The organism is Acidobacteriota bacterium (assembly GCA_016716435.1).
In the GTDB taxonomy this organism is placed as follows: domain Bacteria; phylum Acidobacteriota; class Blastocatellia; order Pyrinomonadales; family Pyrinomonadaceae; genus OLB17.
This window is the reverse complement of sequence record JADJWI010000008.1, coordinates 997,714-1,022,218: the sequence shown is the minus strand read 5'-3', so window position 1 is coordinate 1,022,218 and position 24,505 is coordinate 997,714. Positions and strand designations below refer to the sequence as shown.

Genomic DNA, 24,505 nt, shown 5'->3' with positions numbered 1-24,505 from the left:
AGAATTAGGCTTTCGCAATGAGTAGTACCCTGCAAAAACCTCTTTCTCAGCCTGCCTTGAGAATCGGCCCGTATAGGCTCGAGAAGGTTCTTGGCCGCGACAGCGTTGGTGAGGTTTTCCTCGGCATACGGGTCGATGGCGAGTTTGACCAGCGCGTCGCAATAAAACTTCTCCGGGTCGGCACCTTCGACGAACCGGGCCTCGAACGGTTCAAACGCGAGCGACAGATCTCAGCCGCCCTGAATCATCCCAACATCGCACATTTTTACGGTGGCGGTACTGCCGAGGACGGCTCGCCGTATTTTGTTCTGGAATACGTGGAAGGAGTAACGATCCTCGATCATTGTGAGCAGCAAAAGCTTGACGTTGCAGAGAGGCTGGCGCTTTTTCGGCAGGTTGCACAGGCGATACAATCGGCTCACGATGCAGACGTCCTCCACGGCAACCTGAAGCCGGAAAACATTCTGGTTAGCAATGATGGAACCGTAAAGTTGCTCGACTTCGGCATTCGGCGGTCTGATCCCGAGGCAAGCCTGGCTCCCGGGAGATCCGTCACGAGCCGCTACGATGCACCCGAGTTTGCTCGCGGCGAACCCGCATCGGTCGCGGGTGACATTTATGCACTCGGTATTCTGCTTGGAGATATGCTTCGAGGCGTTGCCGAAACGAAAGAGTTTGCAGATATTCGATCGTGCCTCGAGCCGATCATTGCTCGATGCACGGCCGTAGACCCGAACGTCCGCTTGCTCTCCGCCCAAGCGATATGCAAGACCCTTGAAAAGAATTTCGAAGGCGCATCTGAGGATCTGTCGCGGTCTTGCCGCTCGGCACTCTCGCCCGTAATTGGAAAGCCCACGCTCGCGATCCTTCCATTTGACGCCGAGGGGACCGAGCACGACGCGGAAGCTTTCGGCGTCGGCATCGCAGATTCCCTTATTTCCCGCATCTCGCGGATTGCCCGCATAGTCGTTCGGCCTACTACCTCTGTGCTTTCATTCAGCAGCCGAAGGCCATTCGATGCAGGCCGCGAACTCGGCGTTGATTTCGTTCTCGCAGGTTCATCACGGCAAGTTATGGGCGAGGTGTCGGTCTCGGCAAGCCTTTTCAATGTAGCGAAACGCGACGCCGTCTGGACGCGAGAGTTTCGCGAGAACGCAAAGGACCTTATCGAGCTTGAAGATTCGATCTGCCGGCAGCTGACCGGAGCTTTATTGCCCGAGCTTCCGCGTCAGGACCGCGAGGAAATGCACCCGCCCCCTACAAAGGATAACGAAGCGTATTCGGCATATCTTCGTGGCCGATTCCATTGGAGCCGATTTACCGATGAGGGGCTTACAAACTCCCTTGAGGAGTTCAGCCTAGCGGTCACTCTTGATCCGGAATTCCTCTTGCCGTATATCGGCATTGCGGACTTCTACATTTGGTCCTCGATCTTTGGCGAACTCGCGGCGGCAGATGCTTTTCCCAAGGCCGAGGCCGCGATCGACAAGGCCCTCAGGATCGACGATGGCTCAGCCGAGGCCCTCTCGCGCAAGGCATTTATTGAGCTGCTCTGGAGGCGCGATTGGCGCGAAGCCGAACGCGTTGCAAGGCTCGCCCTTGAGTCGAACCCGGACACCCCGTTCGCTCACGAGTGCCTTTCGAATATTTTCTGCAGTAAAGGGGTCTTCGATGATGCCATCAGCGAGATACTGAAAGCCGAGTCCCTTGATCCATTGTCGCCCCGAGCGGTCTTGATGTCGTCGTGGACCTATTATCTCTGTGGACGGAATTCCGAAGCGATCCAAAAGGCGCGAAAAGCATTTGAAATGGAACCCGGGATGCCGCAGGCGATGCTGCATCTTGGGAACGCTCTTACCGAAGGGGGAGAATACGATGAGGCGGTCGAACTGCTTCGGCTCTCTGCCGAATCTTGGAAAGCCGCCGGGCTTCCGAGATATATGCTGGCCTTCGCTCGTGCCGGCCAGGGAGATCAGGAGTCCGTCGCTAAGATCGTCGCAAAGCTCGAGGAGACCGATGGCACTGGGCATATGAAGCCGTATTTTTTGGCTATGGCCCACCTTGCCGCGGGCAACCGCGATCGTGCATTTGAGTACTTTCAGCGAGCTCTCCGGGAAGGCGATGAATGGATGGTCTGGTTCGGGGTCGATCCCAAACTCAGTGTCATCAGAGCCGATCCGCGCTATCGGGACATTCTTGGCCGAACGGGAAATCCTATTGCCCTTGAGACCTCGGCAGCACCAAGGACCGACGGCCGGGAGCGCTCGATCGCGGTGCTCCCCTTCCGGCTCATCGGTTCTACCGCTCCTACATTTGGCCTGCCGGAATTTCTTGGAACGGCACTCGCCGATGCATTGACGCTTCGACTCTCTAACGTCCGCAAACTTAAAGTTCGGCCGACGAGTTCGGTGATCGTCTCCGCCGGCCGGCATGACGATCCTTTAGTCTGCGGCGAGGAGCTCGACGTTAAGTTCATTGTCGATGGCATCCTGCGGACGGCCACCGAGGGCATACGGTTGACGGTCCAGCTTTTGGACGTCCGAGAGCGCTCCGTTCGTTGGTCGGCGAGCTTTTACGAATCAACGGTCGACCTGCTCGACCTTGAGGATTCGATCGCGGAACAGGTCACTCGCTCGATCTTGACTCAGATAGACGACGAGATGGCGTCTCAGTTAGCAAAGCGGGGAACGTCTAACCCAGCCGCACTCGATGCTTACCTTCAGGGCCGCTTTTTCTGGAGCCAATTCTCGCCGGAGACGTTCCCGAAAACACTCGCATCGTTCGAGCGTGCGGTCGAGCTTGACCCGCAATTTGCAGCCGCCTATGCCGGACTTGCGGATTTTAACGGTTGGGCACTGATATACGGGCTGATCCCGCCGGATGTCGCTCTGCCGCAGATGCGTGCCAACCTTCATCGGGCACTCGAGATCGACCCAAGCCTTGCCGAGGCACACGCTGCCCTCGGACTCTACCATTCAAATATGCAGGAATGGGACAAGAGCGAGGAATGCTATCGCCGGGCGATCGAGCTTAACCCGAATTATCCTCTTGGCCATGAATGGCTCAGTTCATACCTCGTCGGTTCCGGAAGAACTGCAGAAGGTCTTAAAGAGCTGGATACGGCAGAATCGCTCGACCCGCTGTCGCTGAGGCCAAAAGTGTTGACGGCCTGGACCTACTATCAGGCCCGCGATTATTCGCGATCGGTAGCAAAATGTGACGAGCTTCTCTCTCTTGCACCAAATTCAATGCAAAGCCACGTGCAATCCTGCAATACGTTGCTACAAGCAGGCAGTGTCGAGGAAGCTTTAAGGCACGGGCTTATCGCCGAAGATCTCTCACCCGATTCACCGCTGATCTTACACCCGCTATGCTTTGCTCTCGCCGCAGCTGGCCGGGTTGCAGAAGCTCGCGACCGAATCGATCGTTGGCAAAAGATCGCCGCTGAGCGATACATCGGGAGCTATTTCTTCGCCCTCGCCTACTTTGCAATAGGCGAATACGACCTGGGATTTGAAAACCTTGACGCAGCACAAAAGGAATTCAATCCTTGGATGATATGGACGGCGGTCGAACCGAAACTCGATCCGATCCGCGGCGACGAACGATACGGCGAGATACTCCGCCGAATGAACGGCCCTATCTTGCCGTAGGCTTACTTCGTATATTTTTCTTCGTAACGGCTCGCCTTAAGAAACTCCCCAAAATCTTTTATCTCGAGGATCTCTTTGATCGCCGCTAGCTTGTTCGAGGCATTGCGGTAATAGCTTTCCGTGATCTTGTAACCAATGTAATAGCCGAGATCGGCCGGACGATCTTTCGCCTGATCGCCTTGATAAAGCCAGTTCGAAAGATCCGTACCATTCATTTCTTGCTTGAATTCAGTCCAAAGCGTTTCCTCATTCCGGTCGCCGAATTCCTTGAGATGCATATTCACATGTCCGCCAGACATTAGTTCCGCGATGAGATCGGCTGATCCTTCCTTGATGGAATGCTGGAGAAGGGTCGCGTCCTCTCCAAGAGAGTACTTTTGCTGATAATGGATCGATTCGTGGGCGACGACAAACGGCACTTTCTCGATCGGCCCAAGCACAGAACGATGCCATGCCGTGAGCCCTTCGGTGTTCATATTCCCATTGGCACCGAACATATCGACGCCGATCAGAAGCCCGCCCGGAGCGAGCGTGCCCGCGGAATTCATCCGGCCTAAGACGAAATAAACATTAGGGAATATGGCGTCGGGATAAAGCTCCTTCAATTTCCGGAAAGAAGCTCGCATCTTCGGCTCAAAGCTGGCAACCCGCCGGCTCGGCTCGCGCAGATCTTCATAATATTTCCGCGCCGCTGCTATCTGCGCAGCGAGCGATTTGGCACTGCCGATCCGGTATTTAAGAAAAAGCTGCAAGCCGTCCGTGCCGGGTGCAAAGTACTCATCTTGATAGATCTTTTTGGCGTTTTCGGCAGTTGCCTTATCGTATGCCTTCCAGAAACGATCGATGTCAGAAGTAACGAACTTGACCGCATCCGGGTCGGCGTTCGTTGACATCTGGGCCAGCCCGGCAGCCGCCAAGATCGTAGAAACCAAAAGCAATTTGAAGAACATTCTCATTCGTTTATCTCCTAACGCCCGACCATGAGGTCAGCGCAATGTCGGTCTCTCCACGGCCGGTATTGCTGATACGGACCTTCCAAATCCCCGGTTTCACGCCGCGTTCGACGTAGATCGAACGGAACGGGCTACCTGCGGTCCGCGAACCCGCTTCATCTTTCCCGTCAACGGAACCGTCAGGCCCGACAAGCGTCACCGATATAGACGCATTTGCGATAAAGGTCAGGCCGATGTCGTCGACGCCGGCCGCAATCGGTAACTCGATCTCGGTCGGAGTACCGGGCTCGATCGACAGCCAGCGTGCAAAGACATCACTCTCCGCCGTCGATGCTCCGTAAAATCGTCGCGGAGAATATTCAGCCTTTTGCGGCTCAATAAGCCCTTGATAATTCGGAAGGCTCGGGGCCTCCGGTGCTTCGGGAAAGTGGTTACCTTTCGGGCCGATAGCCAATCGCGGCTTCACGAAGGCTGAAAAGTCCGCTGTACCGGTAAGCTCCGTGTGGACGTTCTTCGACTTTGCATTGTCCTTGATCTGCCAAATGGCCGATGGCACCGGCACCACGCCGTCGTTCCAAACGTAGGTTTTGCACATTACCGGAAGCGGGTCGCCGGCAAGCACAGAGAACTTCACACCCTTGCGGTTTGTTACCGTTCGATTGAACTCGGCCGCGACGTCCTGCCGCAGCTGCCGGACTGCCTCCACATTCTTGCCCAGCGTCTCAAATGCCGTATTCATAACATCCGCACACGGCGAGCCCATGTTCGGCGTCCCAAGCATTACCAAATGGGCGACCTGCGGCCGGCCATCCTCGACCGGCGGCATGAAATGATGGATATAGTGTCGCGAAATAAGCCCGCCCATCGAATGAGCAACGATGTCAACATGCCAGGCGTTGCGGTCTTCCTGCGCATAGCGAATATATTTGCCGAGCTCCTGGGCGTTCTCGAAGATCGAGTTCGTCGCATTGGTCGAAAGGAACGACCCGCCGGTGTTCATAGTTCCCTTTTCCGGCTTTTCGCCGACCGGATACGCTTTCCAATCGTAGCTATGCGAGGTCGTTAGAATGTTTTGCCACGCCTCCCAAGCCTTCCAGTTACTCCAAAGCCCGTGGACCAGCACGACCGGCTTCGGTGCGACCTTGAGGTTCTTTGTCATCTCGTCGGACTTCTTACCGTTCTCCTCGAGCTCGGCCTTGATCCGCTGGACGAGCCGCGGGCGGCCGTCGTCGTACCAGGCATAGCCTGATGAATCCCATACAAACTCCACCTCGCGTTCCTCGCCGGGCTCGACGCGAACTGATCCCGTGAGATCTTCGAGCGGAGCGTCCGGCCGTGCTCCGTCCCACTTGTCGCCCTTGTAGGTCTCTTTGATCTTGACGTCGGCATACTTCGTCTCGCCGGAGGCATTCAGCACCTTCGCCTTGATCTTCACGAGATTGCCGTCCGTTGTTCCCTTTTGTTCCGTGACCTCGACCCAGTCATTCCATGTCGGATATTTCATTTCCTCGAATTTGAGATCGATCAATCGTAGCGGAGCTCCGCACTTTTGAAGGTTCCAAGTGATCGTTTCCGTTACGTTCTGAAATGACTGCGTAAAGCTGCCGCTGAGCTTGTTCGGGTCGTTTGGATCGACGCGATGGCTACCATCCAAGGTAAGCGAGTTGCCCTCGATCGTCGTCTCGGTCGCGGGCATCGAGAGGTTCTTGCCTTCTTTGGGGACACACTGTCCGCTGAAGGTCGCCGTCTGTTTCCCGGTTCCCTGTCCCTTTATCTGCGGAAGCCCGACGCTCACACTGTAGGTACCATCTTCGTTGACGCCGATCCCGACCGAGGCCTCTTCTTTGCCTGAACCGGTCACTTGGCTCTGTGAAACGAAAGTGCCGGTCATATCTCGCCACGTCTTCCCGCGGTCGCATGAATTCTTTTCAACAGCTGTTGTAGTTTCGCTCGTGGTGAAACTGTGGTTGATCGTCGCCTTTCCGTCGCTGCGGCCGTTCTGCTCCGCCGATTCGACAACGGCGACCTGGGCCTTGTAGTCGATCTTCATCTCGAAGGTCGTCGTGTCCTTTCCGCGATTCGAGACGCGATCGGTCGTCTTTGTGTCTGACATCGACTGCGTTCGTGAATAGGTTATCGAGCCCGTCCACGCTCCGTTGCATTTCGTGGCGGCCGGCTTTGTACCGGCAGATGCGGTCGCCGCCCCGCGACGCGTCTGAGCCTCAACGGTGATGAACGGAGCGGCGAGCGAAAGTAATGTTACGGCCGCGAGGAAAGCATTTACGATCTTGAGTTTGCTTGTCATGGTGAGTATTGCTGCTCAGATAAAGTAATTAAGGACTCCGCCAGATAACGCGATGAAACGGCCTGTCAAATATCACAGAAGCCCGCAATAAATGCGGGCCTCCATGAAATGATCTCCGGATGAGAACTAAGCTTTAACGTGCTTCGACAATGCCGATTGGGCTTTTTGTCTCGATTATCCGAGTCATTTTCAGCCCCGAGCGTTCAAGTAGCTCTTCGAACTCGTCCGCCGTTCGCTCCTTCCCGCCGGGCGAGACGGCATCGAGGCGAGCACCTGCCGGCGGCTCATGCCCCGCGTGCGCGGACAGACCTTCGCACCCGCCTGTCGTCTCAGCGCGACCCACCCGCCCCCGCCGCGGAACGCCACCCGCCACTAGGACGTCGGAAGTTCGAACAGCACGCCTTTCACGCCCGGATTTGCTTTTAATACTGCGCCGAGAAGGTGCCCGTATCCGCCTGCGATATCCGCAACCGTGCCCGCAGAGGAAAACTCGTACGCCTCGATGATCGCCGGTATCGTTACGTTTGAGAACGACGTCATCGCTTTGTTGAAGATGTCGCCGAGCGGCTGATCGGTCTCAAAAAGCGTCTTGAATACCGGCTCGCCGTGAACCGAGTCCCACGCCGGTTGACCTGTTTTAACGCTTTCGATCATCCCGCCGTAAACCTTCCAGTGCTCTGGCTCGCCCATCCAGATGGTCATATAGCGGGTACTTTCCGGATGATCGGTCCGCAGCGTGTCGCTTGCCGCCGTGTTGGCAAACGTCCGCGGCGAGGACTCGCTGAAGACTCCGCTCGCCGAAAGTGCGCGAAGAACGCGATAGACCGCGTCCTCATTCGTTTGCGTCGCAACGGCGATGTACTCGGCCGTTCGCGGGCCCTCAGCTAGAATATCGGCGATTCCAAGCTTTGCCGCTACGTATGCGGCCTGTGAAGGATGCCCCCTTACGTTTCATCACCTGTCCCGGGGTAGGTCGCGGTTCTTGATCAGCGGGTGTTGGGTTGCTCATAGTGCCTCCGTAAAATTTGTAGGTATAGGGTTTTGCTATCCTCTTACGCGAGATCGCGACCGGAACATATCACCACTGCGGACCATCTGCAACCGTATTCCTCTTCCACCCGAACACAAGAATGACGAAATGAACCAGATGTCGAGGGAAAAATCAGCGGCCATTGTATTTCCGCATCAGCTATTTCTGCCAAATCCCGCCGTCGACGCTGCGGATGGTGTTTATCTGGTCGAGGAACAACTTTTCTTTCGCGAGGTGAGCTTCCACAAGCAAAAACTCGCCTTTCACCGGGCAACGATGGCGGCCTATCAAAACGAGCTGGAGGGCTTAGGCTACACGGTCGAATACGTTCGATCGGGTGACTCTATCGCCGATGTGCGGGCGCTCATTCCGCACCTTGCAGAGGTCGGCATTCAGGCGATCCACATCTGCGAAGTTGCAGACGATTGGCTCGCACGACGGATCGACACCGCTGCCAAAGCTTGCGGCATCGAGGTCGTAAGTCACCGTTCGCCCGGCTTCCTAAACTCAGCCGGCGAGATTGTTACGAAGCTCAAGTCGCGAAAGCGATATTTCCAAACCGATTTCTACATTGCCGAACGAAAGTCGCGACGGATCATGGTAGCTGCCGACGGCGAGCCGCACGGCGGAAAATGGAGTTTCGATCAGGACAATCGAAAGCGAGTGCCCGCAGGCCTCTCGATACCAAAGGTTTGGGTTCCCGGCCGTAGCAAGTATCTGGAGGACGCGATCAGTTCGGTCGAAGATGATTTCCTCGGCAACCCTGGTGAGCTCGGCTCCTTCAATTGGGCCGTGACGCGAGCCGATGCCCGCAAGATGCCTGAGCAGTTCTTGCTCGAACGCTTTGAGGTCTTTGGCGATTACGAAGACGCGATAGTACGGGACGAAAAGTATCTTTTCCACAGCGTCCTTTCGCCTTACCTGAACACCGGGCTGCTAACACCTGACGAGGTTATCGATGCCGCGATCGAACACGCCGAGAAACACGATATGCCGATCAACTCACTCGAGGGCTTCATCCGCCAGATCATTGGCTGGCGTGAGTTCATCCGCGGCGTTTATGAGATCGAAGGCCGGCGGCAAAGGACAACGAACTTTTGGAAATTCACGCGCCCGATGCCTAGCTCGTTCTACGACGGTACGACAGGGTTAGAACCATTTGATGCAACGATCCAAAAGGTGCTGGAAACCGGTTACTGCCACCATATCGAGCGGCTGATGGTAATCGGCAATCTGATGCTGCTATGTGAGATCGACCCAGACGAGGTTTACCGATGGTTCATGGAACTTTTTATTGATGCATACGATTGGGTGATGGTGCCGAATACCTATGGTATGAGCCAGTTTGCCGATGGCGGCTCGATGACGACCAAGCCATATTTCAGCGGCAGCAACTATATTCTCAAGATGAGCGACTACCGAAAAGGCGAATGGTGCGAAATCTGGGACGGACTGTTTTGGCGATTTATGGATAATCACCGCGAGTTTCTGATCCGGAATCCGCGTCTCGGAATGCTGGTGCGGTCGTTCGATAAGATGCCCTCGGAAAAGCGTGCCGCGTATCACGATACGGCCGAGAGCTTTCTGGCATCGCTGAACTAAACTCTATGAACAAACGATTTATACTGATCGGCGGCAGCTACGGCATCGGCCTGGAACTCGCCAAAACACTCTCTGAAGACGGCCATGAGGTACTTATCTTCTCGCGGACGGTCGGTGAACTCGACGGCCTTGCCGGAGTGACGCATACTCAGTTTGACGCAATAACCGATGAACTGGTTATTGAGGGGTCGATCGACGGGCTTGCTTACTTTCCCGGCACTATCGACCTGAAGCCCTTTCATCGGTTCTCTGACGCCGATTTCTTACGGGACATCGAGGTTAACTACATAGGGGCGGCAAGGGCCATTCGAAGCGTTCTTCCCAGTCTAAAAGAAGCCGGTTCTGCATCCATCGTCCTTTTCAGCACGGTCGCAGTCCAGACCGGAATGCCGTTCCACGCGTCGATCGCCGGTGCAAAGGGCGCCGTTGAAGGGCTAACCCGCGCACTTGCCGCGGAGCTCGCCCCAAAGATCCGCGTGAACTGCATCGCTCCCTCGCTGACCGATACTCCGCTCGCCGAAAAGCTTCTCAACACCGACCAGAAGCGCGATGCAGCGGGCGAACGCCATCCGTTAAAGCGTCACGGTGTTCCATCTGATATAGCCCTAGCAGCGGAATTCCTTCTTTCGGATAAGTCGTCTTGGGTCACGGGGCAAGTGCTGCGTGTGGACGGCGGTATCGGATCGCTGAAATAGGCCACGCAGCAGCCACTTACAATTGGAGCAGCCCGGCACCACAATTGTCGGGCCCGCTATAATTCTTTCCTGCCCCTATTTTAGGACCCGAGAGATCGCCTCCGCCGCTTGCTCGACCACGGAGGAGAGAATGTCGTCGCCGTCGTTCTTCGCCTTTGCCTTGTACTCACCCGTGAGAGTTGGCTGGCCCGATGCACTAACCATCCGGATCTCCAGCTTGAGCTCATCCTTTGCTTTTACGCTTCCGGCGATAGATCCGGCTGAGATGACCGTATTTGCTGCGATCGCGCCTGCGGTCGAGCCATACCCGATGCTCGAGAGTGCGGGCGAGGCGAGCTTGCTAAACATCCCGAATCCGCCGCCGCCTTTCTTGTGCGAAACGGTTGCATAGATGACCATATCGCACTCTTTTTCCTTTGCTTCGGCATCGATCGCCGTCTGGAGCCGGGCTTCGAGCTGTATGACCTCGACCTTCGGCATCTTCAAATATGCGATGAGCGTATTTCGGACGGCCTCCGCGAGTTCCGCAGCGGGCATTTCTTTACCGAGCGAGCCGGTTTTTACGTTGGCAAGTCCGATTCGAACGGTTCCCGGTTTCTTCTCACCCGCCTGAACACCGGCTACGGACGGTGTCGATGCTGCGCGGGTGACATTTGTCGCAAGCGGTGATTCCATTCCATAGTTTCCCTTAGTGCTCTCCGGCACCGATGTCGAAGATGGATCTCCGGCAGCTGCATACATTTGTGCGGAATCCTCGACCTTACGGTAACCTGCGGGAACATCGAAGAGTGCCCCATCAAGAACGGCCTTCGAAAGCTCGATGACCTCGCTGACCATGCTCATAGTTTCCTTACCCGCATCGTCGAACATCGTCATCTTTTCATAAAGGGCGAAACCGCGTTTGCCGGTGCCGGTCTGCTTCGTTTCGTATCGGTCCTTGCAGCCGCCCGAATTCGCAGAGTGCGGTGCGGAGTAAGCGGCGGTGCTACAGTCAAAGCCGGCTTCGAGGTCGGCGTACCAACCGTCGGTTTCCATTTTGGTGTTTACGCGGCTGCATGAATCAGGCGAAGATTCCATCACTGTCGTGATGATCAACCGCCGAGCCTCCAGGCCAAACATCTGCTTCCGTTCGCCCGTGTCGCGGATGTTGATCGTCATCAGAACGCGGCCGCCCTTTATACTCGGTTGAGACGTTGCTTTCGTCGCGGTTGCGTTTCCCGACGCCGGTTCGATCTCCCCGAATTCATTGACCGTAAAGGTCTTCGTCGCGGGGTTCATTTGGATGGCACGCTTAAGGTCGCATTGGGTGATGCTGATCAAAGCGCCGTTCATCGATTCTGAGCGCTGGCGCTTTCCCTTTACGAGCATCGTATTCTCAAAGCTTTGCCCCGAGACGGTCTGCCGGGTCTTTACCTTTAGGTCCGCAAGGGCGACGCCCGAAGCGCCGAGCACGAATAACATCGTCAAAACCAAATATGATCGCATTCTCATTAATATTCTCCAGGTCATCGCGGCTGGCCGCAGGATATCTGTCACCATTAAACGCGAAGATGTTTGCGATTCTGTATCAACATCACCAGATTCAAATTGCCAACAACCGAAGCCTCAAATATAATCGCGTTGAATCTCTGCCTTGATCGGACATATGAGCAACGACGCCGCCGGCGAAATAACCCAAATGCTGCTGGAACTGACGGACGGCAACGCCGACGCAGTTGACCAGATCTACCCGTTCATCTACGACGAGCTTCGCCGCCTGGCCGGCAGCTATCTCAGACGCGAGCGTAGCGACCACACGCTCCAGCCGACGGCGCTCGTCCACGAAGCTTATATGAAGCTTATTGATCAGCGGCAGGTCAGGTGGCAGAACCGTGCCCACTTTTTTGGCATCGCGGCCCAGGTAATGCGGCGGATCCTGATGGACCACGCCCGAAAGCACCTAGCAAATAAGCGCGGCGGCGATGCGGAGATACTTCCGCTTGATGAAGAGATCTTTGTCGTCTCGACGGAGAAATCGAGCGAATTGCTGGCACTTGACGAGGCGCTTGAGAGACTCGCAAAACAAGACCCGCCAAAAGCACGGGTCGTCGAGCTGCGATATTTTGGAGGGCTATCGATCGAAGAGACGGCCGAAGTGATGGGCATCAGCGTGCCGACCGTTAACCGTCATTGGAAGTTTGCAAAGGCGTGGCTTCACGCGGAGCTAACGAACGATTAGTTTCGCTTCACTATTAAAAGCGTCACGTCATCCGCGGCGGGCGCATTCTTGGTGAATGTCGATAGCGACGACTCGATCTTGTCGCGAAGGCCGGCCGCCGAGGCAGTTCGATGATTCCGCACGACCTCCTCGAGCCGCTCAAGGCCGTATTCCTCTTCAGTATCATTGGCCGCCTCGTTTACACCATCGGAATAAACCACAAGAACATCCCCGCGTTCGAGCGTAAGCTCACCGCTTTCATACTCAGCCATCTCCATCAGACCGAGCGGCAGTCCGCCCGAATCTAGCTGCGTGATCGTCCCATCAGCCCGACAAAGCAACGGCGGATTGTGGCCGGCGTTGATGTAGATCAGCTTCCCTGTCGCAGGGTCGAGTTCGCCGATGTAGAGCGTTACGAACCGATTGGACGGCGTATTTTCGGCTAGGTATTTATTGACTGACGTGACCGTATTCGGTATCGAACTCGCAGCCGATATCTGTGCGTGTATCGCGGCGTGAAGACTCGACATAAGCAACGCCGCGGCGGTTCCCTTGCCGGAAACATCGCCTAGGGCGACAACCATTCTTCCATCAGGCCTCCGTATAAAATCGTAGTAATCGCCGCCGATCTCGTAACACGAGAACGAGATACCCTGGAATTCGTAGCCTTCGAGGGTCGGCGGGGCCGAGGGTTGGAAACGCTGCTGGATCTCAGTAGCCAGCTCAAGCTCGCGTTCCATTCGCTCACGTTCCATTCGCTCATCGACGAGCGCGGCATTCTCAACCCGGATCGAAGCGACCGAGGCCAGCGTTGTCAAAATATTGAGATGCTCCTCGGTAAACGTCGTCGTATAGGTCGGCGAGTCGGCGTAGATCATGCCAAAGATGGTTCGTTCATCAACGCTTAGCGGAACCGCGAGAACGGACCGAATGCCCTGAAGCATAACGGTCTGCGTTGCAAATTTCGGATCCTGCTGAGCGTCCGCCGTTAGAACCGAGCGCCCTTGCTTGAGCACCTCGTCCATCACGCTGTTGCTTACACGAACCTCCTGGAGACGCTCTTGCTGATTGCGGATGCGGGCGATCATCACCTGCATCTTCTCCGAATCCTTTTCATCGCGGAGCATTATAACGACGCGCTCGGCGGGAACCGCTTCAAAGACAAGCGACGCAACCTGATCGAGCGTTTCTTCGAGTCCGGTTGAAGACAGCAAGGCCACGCCTACCTTACTGATAAGCGCGAGTAGATCGGTCCGCGAGGTAAACTGCCCTTTTAAGAGCTCGGTCGTCGGGATCCTGCTGCTTTGGAACGAGATCGTCTTCGAGGGGTCGAGCGCCTCGGTCTGATCGGCAATAAGCGTTGCTCCGCCGATCGCCGGAACGTGACTCGCCTCAAATACCATCTTGCTTTCGCCGATCTGTATCTCACCGCCGGTCGCGATCGGCACGCCGCCTTTGATGAAAGTGCCGTTGTAGCGCGTGCCGTTTGCGGAGCCGAGATCGTGCAGCCAAAAGCCATCGCCTTCCTGCCTGATCTCCGCGTGCAGACGCGAGGCGAAGGCATCGGCGATACAGATGTCGCTGCGGGCGGAACGTCCAATCGTCGTCCGGATTCGATTAAGGTCGACGAACTCGGGATCGGCGTTGGGCTTCTTAAGTATTAGGCGGGCCATGTTTCGCTTTTAATCATTCGTTTGCCCGACCGGCTTTCGGCTGGCAAAAACGACAAAGGTACCAAAAATATAATCGTGCAATGCTCTGCCCTTTCGGCTAAAAGCGACAGGTAAGAGGCCGAAACCTGCTGATAGAATGACCGTCAGATACCCAAGCGTTTGCCGCAGGAGCATCTTCATTATCGAAGGGTGGCGTCCATCGCTCCCGACGATCTCAAGCCCGGTCATAAACTTCCCAAGTGTCCTGCCGGTGAGAATGGGAAGGACGATCAGGTTCGATAGGCCGAAAAGGATAGATAATAGCCAGCCGACGTTGTTCAGCTCGCTGTTGATCAGGGCAGCTCCGTCGTTCCCCATCATCCGGCTTATTACGAGGAACATCGCCGGAAATAGAACAAGAAAAAGGTAGTCTATGGCTGCTGCTCCAAATCGGAGAAAGAAGGGCGTAACCACCTCTTCCGGCTCAAAACGCACAACCCGAACCATCTGCGGCCCCGCCGTTTCCCTCTTGATCTTTATATCCTTCGGTTCGTCTAATTTTGTCGCCATTACCGATCACTACCCGACGTAAAACTGAAGGACCGTATCGCCAAGCTTTATTTTGTCACCGCTATTGAGCGCGTGCGGACGGTGCGGTACGAGCCGCATCGGCTGCTTTGCCGAGACGAGAAGGACAGTTCCGTTCGACGAGCCGAGATCCTCGACCAAGAAACTTCCTGCGTCCTTCCAGATGCGGGCGTGTCGACGCGAGATCTTCGTCTGCGGGTCGTACTTAGAAAGATCGACCTCCGGAAAGATGTTCGACATCGGGTCACGCCGCCCGAGCAGACTCTCGTCCTTCGTTATTGAGAAGGTCGGGGCGGTAAGCTCGCTTGTACCTTCAACAAACAACCTCGCGGTCGGCGTACCGGTCTGATAGTTCGCCGATTGAATTCCCGGGCCGCCGATCGGCTGCCGAGCTCCGCAAAACGCACAGAAAAGATCCGAGGCGATGATCCGCTGACCGCAGAAGCCACAGAAGACGTACTGCGACGCAAGAGATGCGGGTGTCGGCGATTCCGAAACCCCGTAGCTCACCTTAGCACCGCTGAGCGCCGTGAGATGGGCCTCGAGCGCCGCCTTCATCGCAGCCGCCGACTCAAAGCGTTCCTCCGCGCTGTATTCCACGGCCTTCATCAGGATAGTTTCGATCTGGTCCGAAAGCCTGGGATTGATCTGTCGCGGCCGCGGGTTCTTTTGAAAATCGAAAATTAGAAGCGGATTGCTTTGCGGATCGGCTCCGGTGAGCAAATGGAACATAGTCGAGCCAAGGCTGTAGATGTCCGAACGCGGCTCGACATTTCCGCTGAACAGCTCAGGCGGGGCGTAGCCCATCGTCCCGACCGCGGTCACGCCTTTCTCTTCGCGTTGGCTGATCGAGCGGGCAATGCCGAAATCGATCAGCATCACTCGGCCCGTGTTCCCATCGACCATTATGTTGCTCGGCTTCAGGTCGCGGTAAACGATCGTCGACGGCTGGCTGTGCAGATATTCCAGAACATCCGCGATCTGAATAGCCCAGTCCGTGACCGTGGCTTCGTCGAGTTTGCCCTCGGGTGCCGAACGCAGCCGTGCCGCCAGGTCGCCGCCCGAGATGTATTTCATCACGAGATAAAAGCGGCATTCATCCTGGTCAAAGAAATAGTCAAATATCGTCGGAATCCCGGCATGGTCGAGCGTCGAGAGGATCATCGATTCACGGCGGAAGTCGTTGATAGCCTTCTCCTGCTGCTCGTCCTCGATATGTGCCTGGATCATTTCCTTGACGGCTCGAAGAACGCCGCCGAGGTTGTTATCGCTCGCGAGATAAACCGCACCCATTCCTCCGCCGCCGATCTTGCGGATGATCTCGTAGCGGCCGTTCAGGATCGTGCCCTCCGAAAGCGGTTTAAGCTTTGCAGCCTTTTTGCTGTCTGTATCGGGGCCGCCAATGTTCGGAGATGTCGGGTTAATGCCCGCGGCCGCAAGTTCGTCAGATGCAGGCTTCTCAGAGGTATCATCCGGAGATGCGGGCACCTCAGCAGCAGCCGGTTGTTCGACCAGATCCTCGGCATTTACGGCCGGAGCGATCAGGGTCGGCGGCTCCATGATCCTCACGGAATCAAATATCGAGCCGCCCGTAAATGAATCAGGGAGATCAAGTTCCTCGACAGGCTTCAGTATCTCGTGCTCGGCCCGAATATCCGGCTCCGGCTCTGCCTCTGGTGCAGGCTCCTCATCGGGTTCTGCGGCAACGACACTCGACTTGGATTCGCCGTCTGGTGCAGCTTCGAAGGGTTCCTCACCCCAGCCGATCTCAACCGCTTCTTCTTCCACCGGAGCGGATTCGGCGACGACCGACGCCTCTTCGGCCGGTATCTCGAACTCAACTGCAAAACTCGATTTGGGTTCTTCCGTCGACACCGCAGTGGGCGGTTCTTCTGCCGCGGGCGTCGGAGCCTCGGGTTGCGGACGCTCGGGCGTGAACTGATAAATTGTCGCCTCTTCAGAAAATGCCGGGGCCTCGTTCAAAACTAAGGGCTCCTCTACGGCCGCTGGTTCAACGGTCGGTGGCTCCTCAACTTTCGGTTCCGCGACGTCGGCCGGCGGTGCCTGATCCATATCGCCGGTGCTATAACCTGACTCAGCAAGGATATCGGGAAGCGGAGCGTCGGGAAGCTCGGCTGAGATATCGGGCTCGATCTTGTCGTCAGTTGGGTAAACTGTTTCGGACGTCGGCCCAGGTATGAAATTCTCAAGCGTTTGCGGCGGAGTTTCCTCGATAGGTTCTTGCTCATTCGCCGTGTCCAAAGGTAGGTCGGAGGCCTTTTTAGCCTCGAGTTCGGCCAGCCGGGCAACCTCCTCGGGCGACATCATCACCGTGCTCTCAAGGTCGTCAGGCACAGGCTCCGCCTCGACGGCCGGCACGGTCGCTAGCACAATGCCGCAGTACGGGCAGAACGAATCCTGCTCCGAGATCTCAGAGTTGCATTCCTGACACTTCATTATTTAGAGCGAACGTTCACTTCGGATGAAACTCGGCCGCGTGTCTCAATTGGGCACGATCTTAAACCGCAAAAAGGTCTTTCCAACGATTATCTCGTCTCCGTCGTTCAGCCGCTGCGGACTTCCGGGCAGCAACCGTCGACCACGATTGATAAATGTACCATTTGTAGAACCAAGGTCCTCGATCAGGAAGTGGCCCTCGCGGCGGATGACCTTTGCATGACGCCTTGAAACCTTTGCATCCGGATCGATCGCGTCGAGGTCAATGTCCGGGAAAATACCATTGTCTGCATCCCAGCGACCGATAAAGGATTCCGGGTTCTTCAACTCAAATTCGGTTATAGGTCCGGCTCCTTTTTCGATGATAAGAACACCGCGTTCAGTATCAGAACCGCCGTTCGAGGTCGGTGCCTGAGAGCGGGCGATCGGTTCGACGATCGGTGGAATACCTATACTAGTTACCGAGCCAACCTGAAAATTTGGGCTGCTGATCTCGGTCGCCGGCGAGTCGGCCGGTGCCTCTGTTGTGTGTATATCAGCGGGCAGCCGTGTTCCGCATTGGTCGCAAAAACGCGATCCATCTATGTTTTGGCTGCCGCAGCCGGGGCAAGGTATCATGTTCTATCCAGGGTCCGGGTTTTGATGTCGTCGAAAAATTCGCACGCTAAAACAAAAGCATTCTACCGCTTTCGAGCTGTTTCGTAAATTCGGCAAGCGGTTTCCGGGGCAGCCGCTTAAAAGTATTGGCTTCGCTTGGCCACGGCCGGAATCTTTGAAGAAAATTGAAACATCGTATTATTGGCGGTCGTAGTAACTGCTTGTAACAAAACAGGGCCCGGCCCGTGGGCCAAGTGCCCGAAACAAAAATAGAAGAATAACCGATCAATAAATAGAAAGGTATAACGAAGCATGGCAATGAGCCGAAAAAAGAAGATCATCATCGGAGCTTCATCTCTGGTGGTTTTGTTGATCGTCATTATTGTGGCGATCTTTGCTACTCGTAAGGATGTTCCCGAGGTGCAAGTGGTTAAGATCGAAGTTCGTCCCGAACTTCGTTCGACCGTGGTCTCCTCCGGTGAGATCCGGCCGATCCAGTTCCAGAATATTACAAGCGAGGTTCAGGGCCGAATCGAGGAAATATTCGTCCAGGAAGGCCAGATGGTTGAGAAAGGAGCTCTGCTCGTTCGACTAGACCCGAACCAACTCGAATCGAGCACTGACGCACAGCTTGCCGCTCTCCAGACCGCCCAGAGCGACATAAGAGCGACCGAGTCGCAGGTTGCCGCCGCGACCAACCAGTTGGCACAGGCGCAGCAACAGCTGAATATCGCTCAGGTCGCTGTCGATAATGCCCGACAAGGCGTTGTGACCGCGCAGACGGAAGTAGATCGTGCCGAGGTCGAGGTCAATGCGGCCAATCGCGAACTCCGCCGTTCGGAACAACTCCTCGAGAGCGGGGTCATTGCAAGGTCAGAGTTTGACACGGCTCGGGACCGGGTTGATAACGCCCGCGTTAACCTGACAACGGCCAAAGCGAGGCTCGAATCGCAGCGGATCTCTGTTCGCGATGCCACAGCCAGAGTAAATCAACAGCAGATAGCTGTCCGCGACGCCCGCCGGGCAGTTGAGACAGCAAATATCAATGTCAGTTCAAGCCAGTCGAGGGCAAACCAGCAAGCGGCGGTACTTCGCGGCCAGCGTAGCCAACGCGACAAGACGCTTCAGGTTGCTCCGATCAGCGGTGTAATTGCGGAGATCCCGTCGAAAGTAGGAACTTTTGCCGTTGCCGGGCTCTCGACCACGCCGCTAATGACCATCGCCGACATGTCAACCATCAACGTCGAAGTCAAGGTCGATGAGACCGAGATCGACCGTGTCGCAGTCGGCCAGCCGGTTAAGGTCAAGGTTGATGCCTTTGGCGATGTCGAGATCGAGGGCGAGGTTACGCAAAAAACACCGCTTGCGGTCGGCAAATCGCAGACCTCCGGCGGCCTTTCGACCAACATCAACGTTCAGGAAGCGAAGGAATTTCGCGTCGTCATCCAGCTCAAGAATTTGCCCGCAGATCTGCAGACAGGACTGCGTCCTGGCATGAGCGCAACGGCGACCATCACGACACAGACCGCACAGAACGTCGTCGCCGTGCCTTTACAGGCCGTCGTTGAAAAACGTCCGGACGCCTCTGCTTCGCCTTCGCCAACGCCACAGGGCAACGGGCCCGAGCCCGCCGATCGCCCGAAGCCGATCAAGGGCGTTTATGTTCTTGAGGACAATAAGGTGAAGTTTGTTGAAGTGGAAACAGGCATCACGGGCGAATCGGATATTCAGATCACCGCCGGGCTTTCTGAGGGCCAGGAGGTCATAACCGGGCCAAGCCGTGTTCTAAACACCCTAAAAGAAGGCACCGTAGTGAAGAAACAGGCGGCACAGCCGAGGGCCGGGTCTTGATCGCCGCTGATGGATGACCATGGATATGTACCGCTTTATGGAAAACGAAGAAGCGAACGCTTCCCCGCAGCCTGAAAAAAACGGGAATACGGCCAAGGAAAGGCCCCTGATCCTTATGGAAAACATCTGGAAGACCTACCAGATGGGCGTAGAAGAGCTGCATGCGCTTCGCGACGTTTCATTCAGAGTCGAAAAGGGCGAGTATCTGGCGATCATCGGACCGTCCGGCTCCGGAAAATCGACTTTGATGAACCTCATCGGCTGTCTCGATTCGCCGACCAAGGGCAATTACTGGATCAACGGTAATATGGTTTCTGAAATGACGGACGACGAACTCGCCCGGATTCGTAACAAAGAGATCGGATTCGTTTTCCAGACCTTCAATTTGCTCGCCAGGGCGACCGCCCTCCACAACGTCGAACTCCCGCTGATCTATGCGGGAATGCGTTCATCCGAGCGCCACGATAAGGCGAGTGCGGCATTGAATTCGGTCGAGCTTGGTGACCGCGTTATGCATAAGCCTAACGAACTCTCCGGCGGACAACGCCAACGCGTTGCCATTGCCCGGGCGCTCGTGAATGATCCCTCGATACTCCTCGCGGACGAGCCGACCGGAGCTCTCGATACAAAGACAAGCCAGGAGATCATGGCACTCTTTGAAAAGCTTCACTCGGACGGTAACACCATCATCATCGTCACCCACGAACAAGAGGTCGCCGAGCGGGCTCACCGCGTCATCACCATTCGCGACGGTCGCATCGAAAAAGACGAGAAGATCCGGTGAGCGGCGTTCCTCCATTTGTTTCGATCCTATTTATGCTGACCGTTTTCGTAACGGTCGGCATCTCTATTTTCGTGGTCCGCCGCGATTCAGCGGACACTACAGCCGGCAGGGTAGTCCTCGCAGCGATCCCATTCTGGCTCCTTTTTCAGGCCGCGCTCGGCATTGGCGGTTTTTACCAGCATACTGAAGGGGTTCCGCCGCGTCTGCTGCTTTTCGGCCCGCTTCCGGCATTTCTCTTTATTTTGGCCTTATTCGTCTTTGCACGGAGAACGTTCGTCGCTTCGCTTCCGCTCCTTGCTCTGACGCTGATCCACACGATCCGCATCCCGATCGAGATCGTGCTTCATTTTCTTGAGGAAGCCGGTGCGATCGCGCCGCAAATGAGCTTCACCGGCTGGAACTTCGACATCCTTTCCGGCATCACGGCTCCTCTAGTCGCGTACCTCGCATTTCGCGGAAAATACCCCAACCGCACATTGCTTATTGGCTGGAACCTGGCGGCTCTTGGACTAGTGCTTACAATCGTCGGCATCTCCATTGCTGCTTTCCCGTCTCCAATGCAGCAGATCGCTTTCGAACAGCCTAACCGTGCCGTCTCCTTTTTCCCGTACGTTTGGCTGCCGTCGGTCATAGTGCCGATCGTCGTTTTCTGCCACTTTGCATCTCTTTACAAACTCTTCGCGAACAAAATTTAGTCCGCCCGCATCTAACTTTATTCTCCGGGTTGCGTATAATGTGATTGCAATACTGCAAAAAAGATGAACCTTGCCGAAACACTCAAATTGGCCTTTGATTCGATAATGGGCCACAAACTCCGGTCGTTCCTGACGCTGCTCGGGATGATCATCGGGATGACGGCGTTTATGGTCGTTCTCTCGCTTTTGCTCGGGTTCAACGGCTATGTCGATGAGAAAATTGCCGGCATTGGCTCGAAGGCCTTCACGGTCCAGCGGTTCAATTTCTCTGACTTCCGCAATTCAGATACCATCGCCGAGGCACAGCGGCGGAACAAGGAACTCACCTTTGACGAACTCGATTTCATCAAAGAACGAGCCCAGCTCATCGATAAAATAGGGGCACGGGCCGGAAATACTTCGCGTGACATTCGCTCCGGAACCAATACTCTTCAAGCGGTCAATATTCAGGGAATGCAGCCGGTGATCGCCCAGATCGACAATATCGAGATCATGGAAGGGCGCTACTTTACCGAGGCTGAAAACAATAACGCCGTCCGGGTCGCGTTCATCGGCACGGACATTGCAGAAAATCTTTTTCCGCAAGGCGGAGCCATCGGCAGCGAGATCCAGATCTCCGGGATTCCCTATCGGGTGATCGGAATTCGGGTGGCAAAGGGCTCCGTTTTCGGCCAGCCGCAGGACAATTTCATTCAGGTCCCGATCAACACATTCGGGGCGAACTTCGGCGGCCTTCGGTGGCAAAGGGCCCCGACCTTCTCGATAACGGCCCGTGAGGACGTTAAGATGGAGGACGCCGTTGATGAGGTTCGAACGTTGATGCGAATAAAGCGCAAGCTTCCCGCAGAGGAGAAGGACAACTTCGGTATCGTAACACCGGACGCGATCAGTGGACTGATTGGAAGTTTCACAGGCGTCTTTTCGACCGTGCTTCTCGTTGTGCCGGGAATCGCTTTGGTCGTAGGGGCGATCGTGATCATGAATATCATGCTCGTTGCCGTGACGGAGCGGACAAAAGAGATCGGCATTAGAAAATCGCTCGGGGCAAGACAGGGGGACATTCTTCGACAGTTTCTTTTCGAGTCAGGGCTTCTTTCGGCGATCGGCGGGTTGATCGGGCTAATTATTGCCTATACAACCAGCTTCTTTGTCACTATGTATGTTTTCCCGGCTTCGATACCGTGGTGGGCCGCGGTTCTTGCCATCAGCGTTTCTGCCGCAGTCGGTATACTTGCCGGTCTGTTCCCGGCTTGGAAGGCTGCCAAGCTCGATCCGATCGAAGCACTGAGGGCTGATTAGAATGAGAGTTGCGGCAAGTAGGTTTTACGAGAATCTCAAGATGGCGTTCGATACGCTGCGTAGCAATAAGCTGCGCTCGTTTCTGACCATCATCGGTGTCGTTGTCGGCGTTATAACCGTGATGCTCATCTCATCGATCATTTCCGGCATCGGGATGGCGGTAGAAGCACAGGTCAAATCGTTCGGCACGCGCTCGATCTTCGTCAACAAAATGAACACCGGAGTACGGTTCGGGCGTCCCTCAAGGGAGGAACGTATGCGTCCCGACCTGACGCTGGAAGACGCTCTTGCTCTACGAAATCTCCCGGACGTTGAGACCGCAGTTCCCAGGCTAAATGTATCGAGCGGCTTTTTTGGCAATCGCACAGTAGTTTCCGGTAACGGTAAACAGACCTCAAATATTCAGCTCAGTGGAACTTTGCCCGAGATCGAACGGGCAGAAACGGAGGTCATTGTCGAGGGCCGTTGGTTCAACCAGACCGAGGTAGATTTCAAGAAAGACGTCGCCCTTATAGGCTCGACCGTAAAAGAGACATTTTTCCCCTTTGAAACACCGATCGGCAAAACGCTCGAGATAAATGGTCGAGAATTTACGATCGTCGGCCAACTCGACAAAAAGCCGCAGCTTTTCGGCGGTGACGGCGGGAACAGCGACCAGAGCAATACGATCTATATGCCATTTGGCTCGGCCCAGCGGATCAAGCCGAATGCAGATGACATTTTCATAACTGTCGTCTCAAAGCCCGGTCGAATACAGGAAGCCCGCGACCAGGTCGAGGACCTTCTTCGCGTTCGCCGGGGCGTCAAATTCGGTGAGCCGAACAATTTCTCAACTGCCACGGCCGATAGCATTATCGACCAGTTCCAATCGATCACTGCCGGAGTCGCCGCCGCGATGGTAGTTATCTCATCCATAGGCCTTCTTATCGGCGGCATTGGCGTGATGAACATCATGCTCGTCTCCGTCACCGAAAGAACCCGCGAGATCGGCATCCGAAAGGCAATCGGTGCAAAGCAAAGCGATATTCTTCTGCAATTTCTTATCGAGGCGGGGACGTTGACCGGGTTTGGCGGTTTGCTAGGGCTTGCGATCGGATGGGGGCTCTCGCTCCTTATCCAAACGGTCTTCCCGTCATATGTTCCGCTCTGGGCACCGATCGCCGGCTTTTTCGCCAGTGTCGGCATTGGGCTTGTCTTCGGGCTTTTCCCTGCATGGAAAGCCGCCCGGCTCGACCCGATCGAATCACTTCGCTACGAATAAGAAAAAGAGGATGCCCGACTGAGCATCCTCTTTCAAAAAGTGATCATCCCTTCGTTTCCGGGTGCCTAGCTTGGATTCCCTGAGAAGAAGGCACTGATAACCCTAAACAGAACGCCGACAAGAGCCACGAGAACTATTACCGCCCATGCAGAACCGTTCGAGATCTTGTTAGTTACCCGAAGGCCGATCGCGGCCAGTATCCAGCCCCAGATCGCGAAAAGATCAAGAACACTTATCAGCGTTACAAGCACCGGGCTCGCGTCTTTTCCAAATAGAAAGCCGAGATTTGCATGTAGCAGCCCGCGCTGGCTCGACACAATGTCGATCTCCTCGGCCGCCTTGAAATACATGACGATAAAGCTCCCGATCGTTGAGATCAGAGCCGGCGGGAAAGATGAGTAAACCCAAACAGAAAGCGCCTGCAAAAATCCGCCCTCGCCGCCAAATGCCTTTGCTCCGCCCCAATAAAGCAAGGCCCCGATGCCAAAGCTGATCAACACGAATATCGGAACAATATACTGGGTGTACTTGTTGATGGTCATCTGCGTTTCGACCATCTGAGCCTTATCACCTGCGCTCATCGAGGCGACCTGTGGGTTCTTCTCGAGCTGTGCCGAGATTTCGCGTCGCAGGCCTTCGGGGCCGATCTTGTAGTTGAGGGCCACGATATATCCGCCAACCAACAGTGATATGATCACGGCCGCCAGGATGAATCGGGGCTTTGCCCTAAGGGCTCTGAACGTTCGCTCGGGCTCGAAAAAGATATTGCCGAGCGTCGCCACCTCGGACATCTCAACGATCTCATTGGACGCACGGTTTTCTTTAGGATCGAATTCAGACATCTTCCTCCATTTGGCCCGTTGGGCGGGCACTTTTTTAAGCTAAA

The 24,505-nt window shown here is 55.6% G+C and carries 18 protein-coding genes and 1 pseudogene; 9 read left to right on the top strand and 10 right to left on the bottom strand.

What is annotated here, in order from left to right:
• The first annotated feature begins 17 nt into the window (after positions 1-17).
• Positions 18-3,653 carry a protein kinase gene (locus tag IPM21_16620; GenBank protein MBK9165497.1) on the top strand — a complete coding sequence of 1,212 codons (3,636 nt, stop codon included), beginning with the start codon at positions 18-20 and terminating at the stop codon, positions 3,651-3,653.
• Between the two features lie 2 nt (positions 3,654-3,655).
• Here the strand turns inward: IPM21_16620 and IPM21_16615 are convergent, their stop codons facing one another.
• The 4 genes and pseudogenes from IPM21_16615 to IPM21_16600 all read right to left on the bottom strand — a co-directional run bounded on the left by IPM21_16615 (position 3,656) and on the right by IPM21_16600 (position 7,811).
• Positions 3,656-4,603: a hypothetical protein gene (locus IPM21_16615; protein MBK9165496.1), complete on the bottom strand. Its 948-nt coding sequence runs from the start codon at positions 4,601-4,603 to the stop codon at positions 3,656-3,658.
• A gap of 10 nt (positions 4,604-4,613) precedes the next feature.
• Positions 4,614-6,911 carry a hypothetical protein gene (locus IPM21_16610; protein ID MBK9165495.1) on the bottom strand — a complete coding sequence of 766 codons (2,298 nt, stop codon included), beginning with the start codon at positions 6,909-6,911 and terminating at the stop codon, positions 4,614-4,616.
• Between the two features lie 372 nt (positions 6,912-7,283).
• On the bottom strand, positions 7,284-7,613 hold the full coding sequence (locus tag IPM21_16605; GenBank protein MBK9165494.1) for a hypothetical protein: 330 nt from the start codon (positions 7,611-7,613) through the stop codon (positions 7,284-7,286).
• A 33-nt stretch (positions 7,614-7,646) separates the two neighbouring features.
• Positions 7,647-7,811 (bottom strand): annotated as a pseudogene (locus IPM21_16600) (methyltransferase).
• A 247-nt stretch (positions 7,812-8,058) separates the two neighbouring features.
• Here IPM21_16600 and IPM21_16595 point away from each other — a divergent pair.
• Both IPM21_16595 and IPM21_16590 read left to right on the top strand, forming a co-directional pair.
• The gene (locus IPM21_16595) at positions 8,059-9,543 is read left to right on the top strand and encodes a cryptochrome/photolyase family protein (GenBank protein MBK9165493.1); all 1,485 of its coding nucleotides are present in this window, start codon (positions 8,059-8,061) and stop codon (positions 9,541-9,543) included.
• A gap of 5 nt (positions 9,544-9,548) precedes the next feature.
• A complete protein-coding gene (locus IPM21_16590) occupies positions 9,549-10,238 on the top strand; it encodes an SDR family oxidoreductase (GenBank protein MBK9165492.1) in 690 nt (229 codons plus the stop codon).
• Between the two features lie 75 nt (positions 10,239-10,313).
• Here IPM21_16590 and IPM21_16585 read toward each other — a convergent pair whose 3' ends face one another.
• The gene (locus IPM21_16585) at positions 10,314-11,723 is read right to left on the bottom strand and encodes a hypothetical protein (GenBank protein MBK9165491.1); all 1,410 of its coding nucleotides are present in this window, start codon (positions 11,721-11,723) and stop codon (positions 10,314-10,316) included.
• 160 nt (positions 11,724-11,883) lie between these two features.
• On the opposite strand from IPM21_16585, the gene IPM21_16580 reads away from it, so the two are divergent.
• Positions 11,884-12,456, top strand: a complete 573-nt coding sequence (locus tag IPM21_16580; GenBank protein ID MBK9165490.1) for a sigma-70 family RNA polymerase sigma factor — start codon at positions 11,884-11,886, stop codon at positions 12,454-12,456.
• Here the strand turns inward: IPM21_16580 and IPM21_16575 are convergent.
• From IPM21_16575 to IPM21_16560, 4 genes are read right to left on the bottom strand one after another with little or no spacing between them, the layout of a single operon-like run.
• Positions 12,453-14,108, bottom strand: coding sequence for a SpoIIE family protein phosphatase (locus IPM21_16575; GenBank protein MBK9165489.1), 1,656 nt, complete (start codon positions 14,106-14,108; stop codon positions 12,453-12,455). The genes IPM21_16580 and IPM21_16575 overlap by 4 nt on opposite strands.
• A 9-nt stretch (positions 14,109-14,117) precedes the next feature.
• Complete coding sequence (locus IPM21_16570; GenBank protein ID MBK9165488.1) at positions 14,118-14,657, bottom strand: RDD family protein; 540 nt, start codon at positions 14,655-14,657, stop codon at positions 14,118-14,120.
• A 9-nt stretch (positions 14,658-14,666) separates the two neighbouring features.
• Positions 14,667-17,132, bottom strand: coding sequence for a protein kinase (locus IPM21_16565; GenBank protein ID MBK9165487.1), 2,466 nt, complete (start codon positions 17,130-17,132; stop codon positions 14,667-14,669).
• A 45-nt stretch (positions 17,133-17,177) separates the two neighbouring features.
• The gene (locus IPM21_16560) at positions 17,178-17,750 is read right to left on the bottom strand and encodes an FHA domain-containing protein (GenBank protein ID MBK9165486.1); all 573 of its coding nucleotides are present in this window, start codon (positions 17,748-17,750) and stop codon (positions 17,178-17,180) included.
• Between the two features lie 297 nt (positions 17,751-18,047).
• On the opposite strand from IPM21_16560, the gene IPM21_16555 reads away from it, so the two are divergent.
• From IPM21_16555 to IPM21_16535, 5 genes are all read left to right on the top strand, one after another.
• The gene (locus tag IPM21_16555; protein MBK9165485.1) at positions 18,048-19,580 is read left to right on the top strand and encodes an efflux RND transporter periplasmic adaptor subunit; all 1,533 of its coding nucleotides are present in this window, start codon (positions 18,048-18,050) and stop codon (positions 19,578-19,580) included.
• A 106-nt stretch (positions 19,581-19,686) separates the two neighbouring features.
• Positions 19,687-20,364, top strand: coding sequence for an ABC transporter ATP-binding protein (locus tag IPM21_16550; protein ID MBK9165484.1), 678 nt, complete (start codon positions 19,687-19,689; stop codon positions 20,362-20,364).
• Positions 20,361-21,059 carry a hypothetical protein gene (locus tag IPM21_16545; GenBank protein ID MBK9165483.1) on the top strand — a complete coding sequence of 233 codons (699 nt, stop codon included), beginning with the start codon at positions 20,361-20,363 and terminating at the stop codon, positions 21,057-21,059. Before IPM21_16550 ends, IPM21_16545 begins: the two co-directional genes overlap by 4 nt.
• A 63-nt stretch (positions 21,060-21,122) precedes the next feature.
• A complete protein-coding gene (locus IPM21_16540; GenBank protein MBK9165482.1) occupies positions 21,123-22,358 on the top strand; it encodes an ABC transporter permease in 1,236 nt (411 codons plus the stop codon).
• 1 nt (position 22,359) lies between these two features.
• Positions 22,360-23,619, top strand: a complete 1,260-nt coding sequence (locus tag IPM21_16535) for an ABC transporter permease (GenBank protein MBK9165481.1) — start codon at positions 22,360-22,362, stop codon at positions 23,617-23,619.
• A 65-nt stretch (positions 23,620-23,684) separates the two neighbouring features.
• Here IPM21_16535 and IPM21_16530 read toward each other — a convergent pair whose 3' ends face one another.
• Entirely contained in the window at positions 23,685-24,461 is a 777-nt protein-coding gene (locus tag IPM21_16530) for a YIP1 family protein (GenBank protein MBK9165480.1), read from the bottom strand.
• Positions 24,462-24,505: the final 44 nt, after the last annotated feature.

Excerpts from the sequence above, each read along its gene's own strand:
- IPM21_16620 (MBK9165497.1), top strand. The coding sequence starts at position 18 with ATGAGTAGTACCCTGCAAAAACCTCTTTCTCAGCCTGCCTTGAGAATC.
- IPM21_16615 (MBK9165496.1), bottom strand. The coding sequence starts at position 4,603 with ATGTTCTTCAAATTGCTTTTGGTTTCTACGATCTTGGCGGCTGCCGGG.
- IPM21_16610 (MBK9165495.1), bottom strand. The coding sequence starts at position 6,911 with ATGACAAGCAAACTCAAGATCGTAAATGCTTTCCTCGCGGCCGTAACA.
- IPM21_16605 (MBK9165494.1), bottom strand. The coding sequence starts at position 7,613 with ATGACCATCTGGATGGGCGAGCCAGAGCACTGGAAGGTTTACGGCGGG.
- IPM21_16595 (MBK9165493.1), top strand. The coding sequence starts at position 8,059 with ATGTCGAGGGAAAAATCAGCGGCCATTGTATTTCCGCATCAGCTATTT.
- IPM21_16590 (MBK9165492.1), top strand. The coding sequence starts at position 9,549 with ATGAACAAACGATTTATACTGATCGGCGGCAGCTACGGCATCGGCCTG.
- IPM21_16585 (MBK9165491.1), bottom strand. The coding sequence starts at position 11,723 with ATGCGATCATATTTGGTTTTGACGATGTTATTCGTGCTCGGCGCTTCG.
- IPM21_16580 (MBK9165490.1), top strand. The coding sequence starts at position 11,884 with ATGAGCAACGACGCCGCCGGCGAAATAACCCAAATGCTGCTGGAACTG.
- IPM21_16575 (MBK9165489.1), bottom strand. The coding sequence starts at position 14,108 with ATGGCCCGCCTAATACTTAAGAAGCCCAACGCCGATCCCGAGTTCGTC.
- IPM21_16570 (MBK9165488.1), bottom strand. The coding sequence starts at position 14,657 with ATGGCGACAAAATTAGACGAACCGAAGGATATAAAGATCAAGAGGGAA.
- IPM21_16565 (MBK9165487.1), bottom strand. The coding sequence starts at position 17,132 with ATGAAGTGTCAGGAATGCAACTCTGAGATCTCGGAGCAGGATTCGTTC.
- IPM21_16560 (MBK9165486.1), bottom strand. The coding sequence starts at position 17,750 with ATGATACCTTGCCCCGGCTGCGGCAGCCAAAACATAGATGGATCGCGT.
- IPM21_16555 (MBK9165485.1), top strand. The coding sequence starts at position 18,048 with ATGAGCCGAAAAAAGAAGATCATCATCGGAGCTTCATCTCTGGTGGTT.
- IPM21_16540 (MBK9165482.1), top strand. The coding sequence starts at position 21,123 with ATGAACCTTGCCGAAACACTCAAATTGGCCTTTGATTCGATAATGGGC.
- IPM21_16535 (MBK9165481.1), top strand. The coding sequence starts at position 22,360 with ATGAGAGTTGCGGCAAGTAGGTTTTACGAGAATCTCAAGATGGCGTTC.
- IPM21_16530 (MBK9165480.1), bottom strand. The coding sequence starts at position 24,461 with ATGTCTGAATTCGATCCTAAAGAAAACCGTGCGTCCAATGAGATCGTT.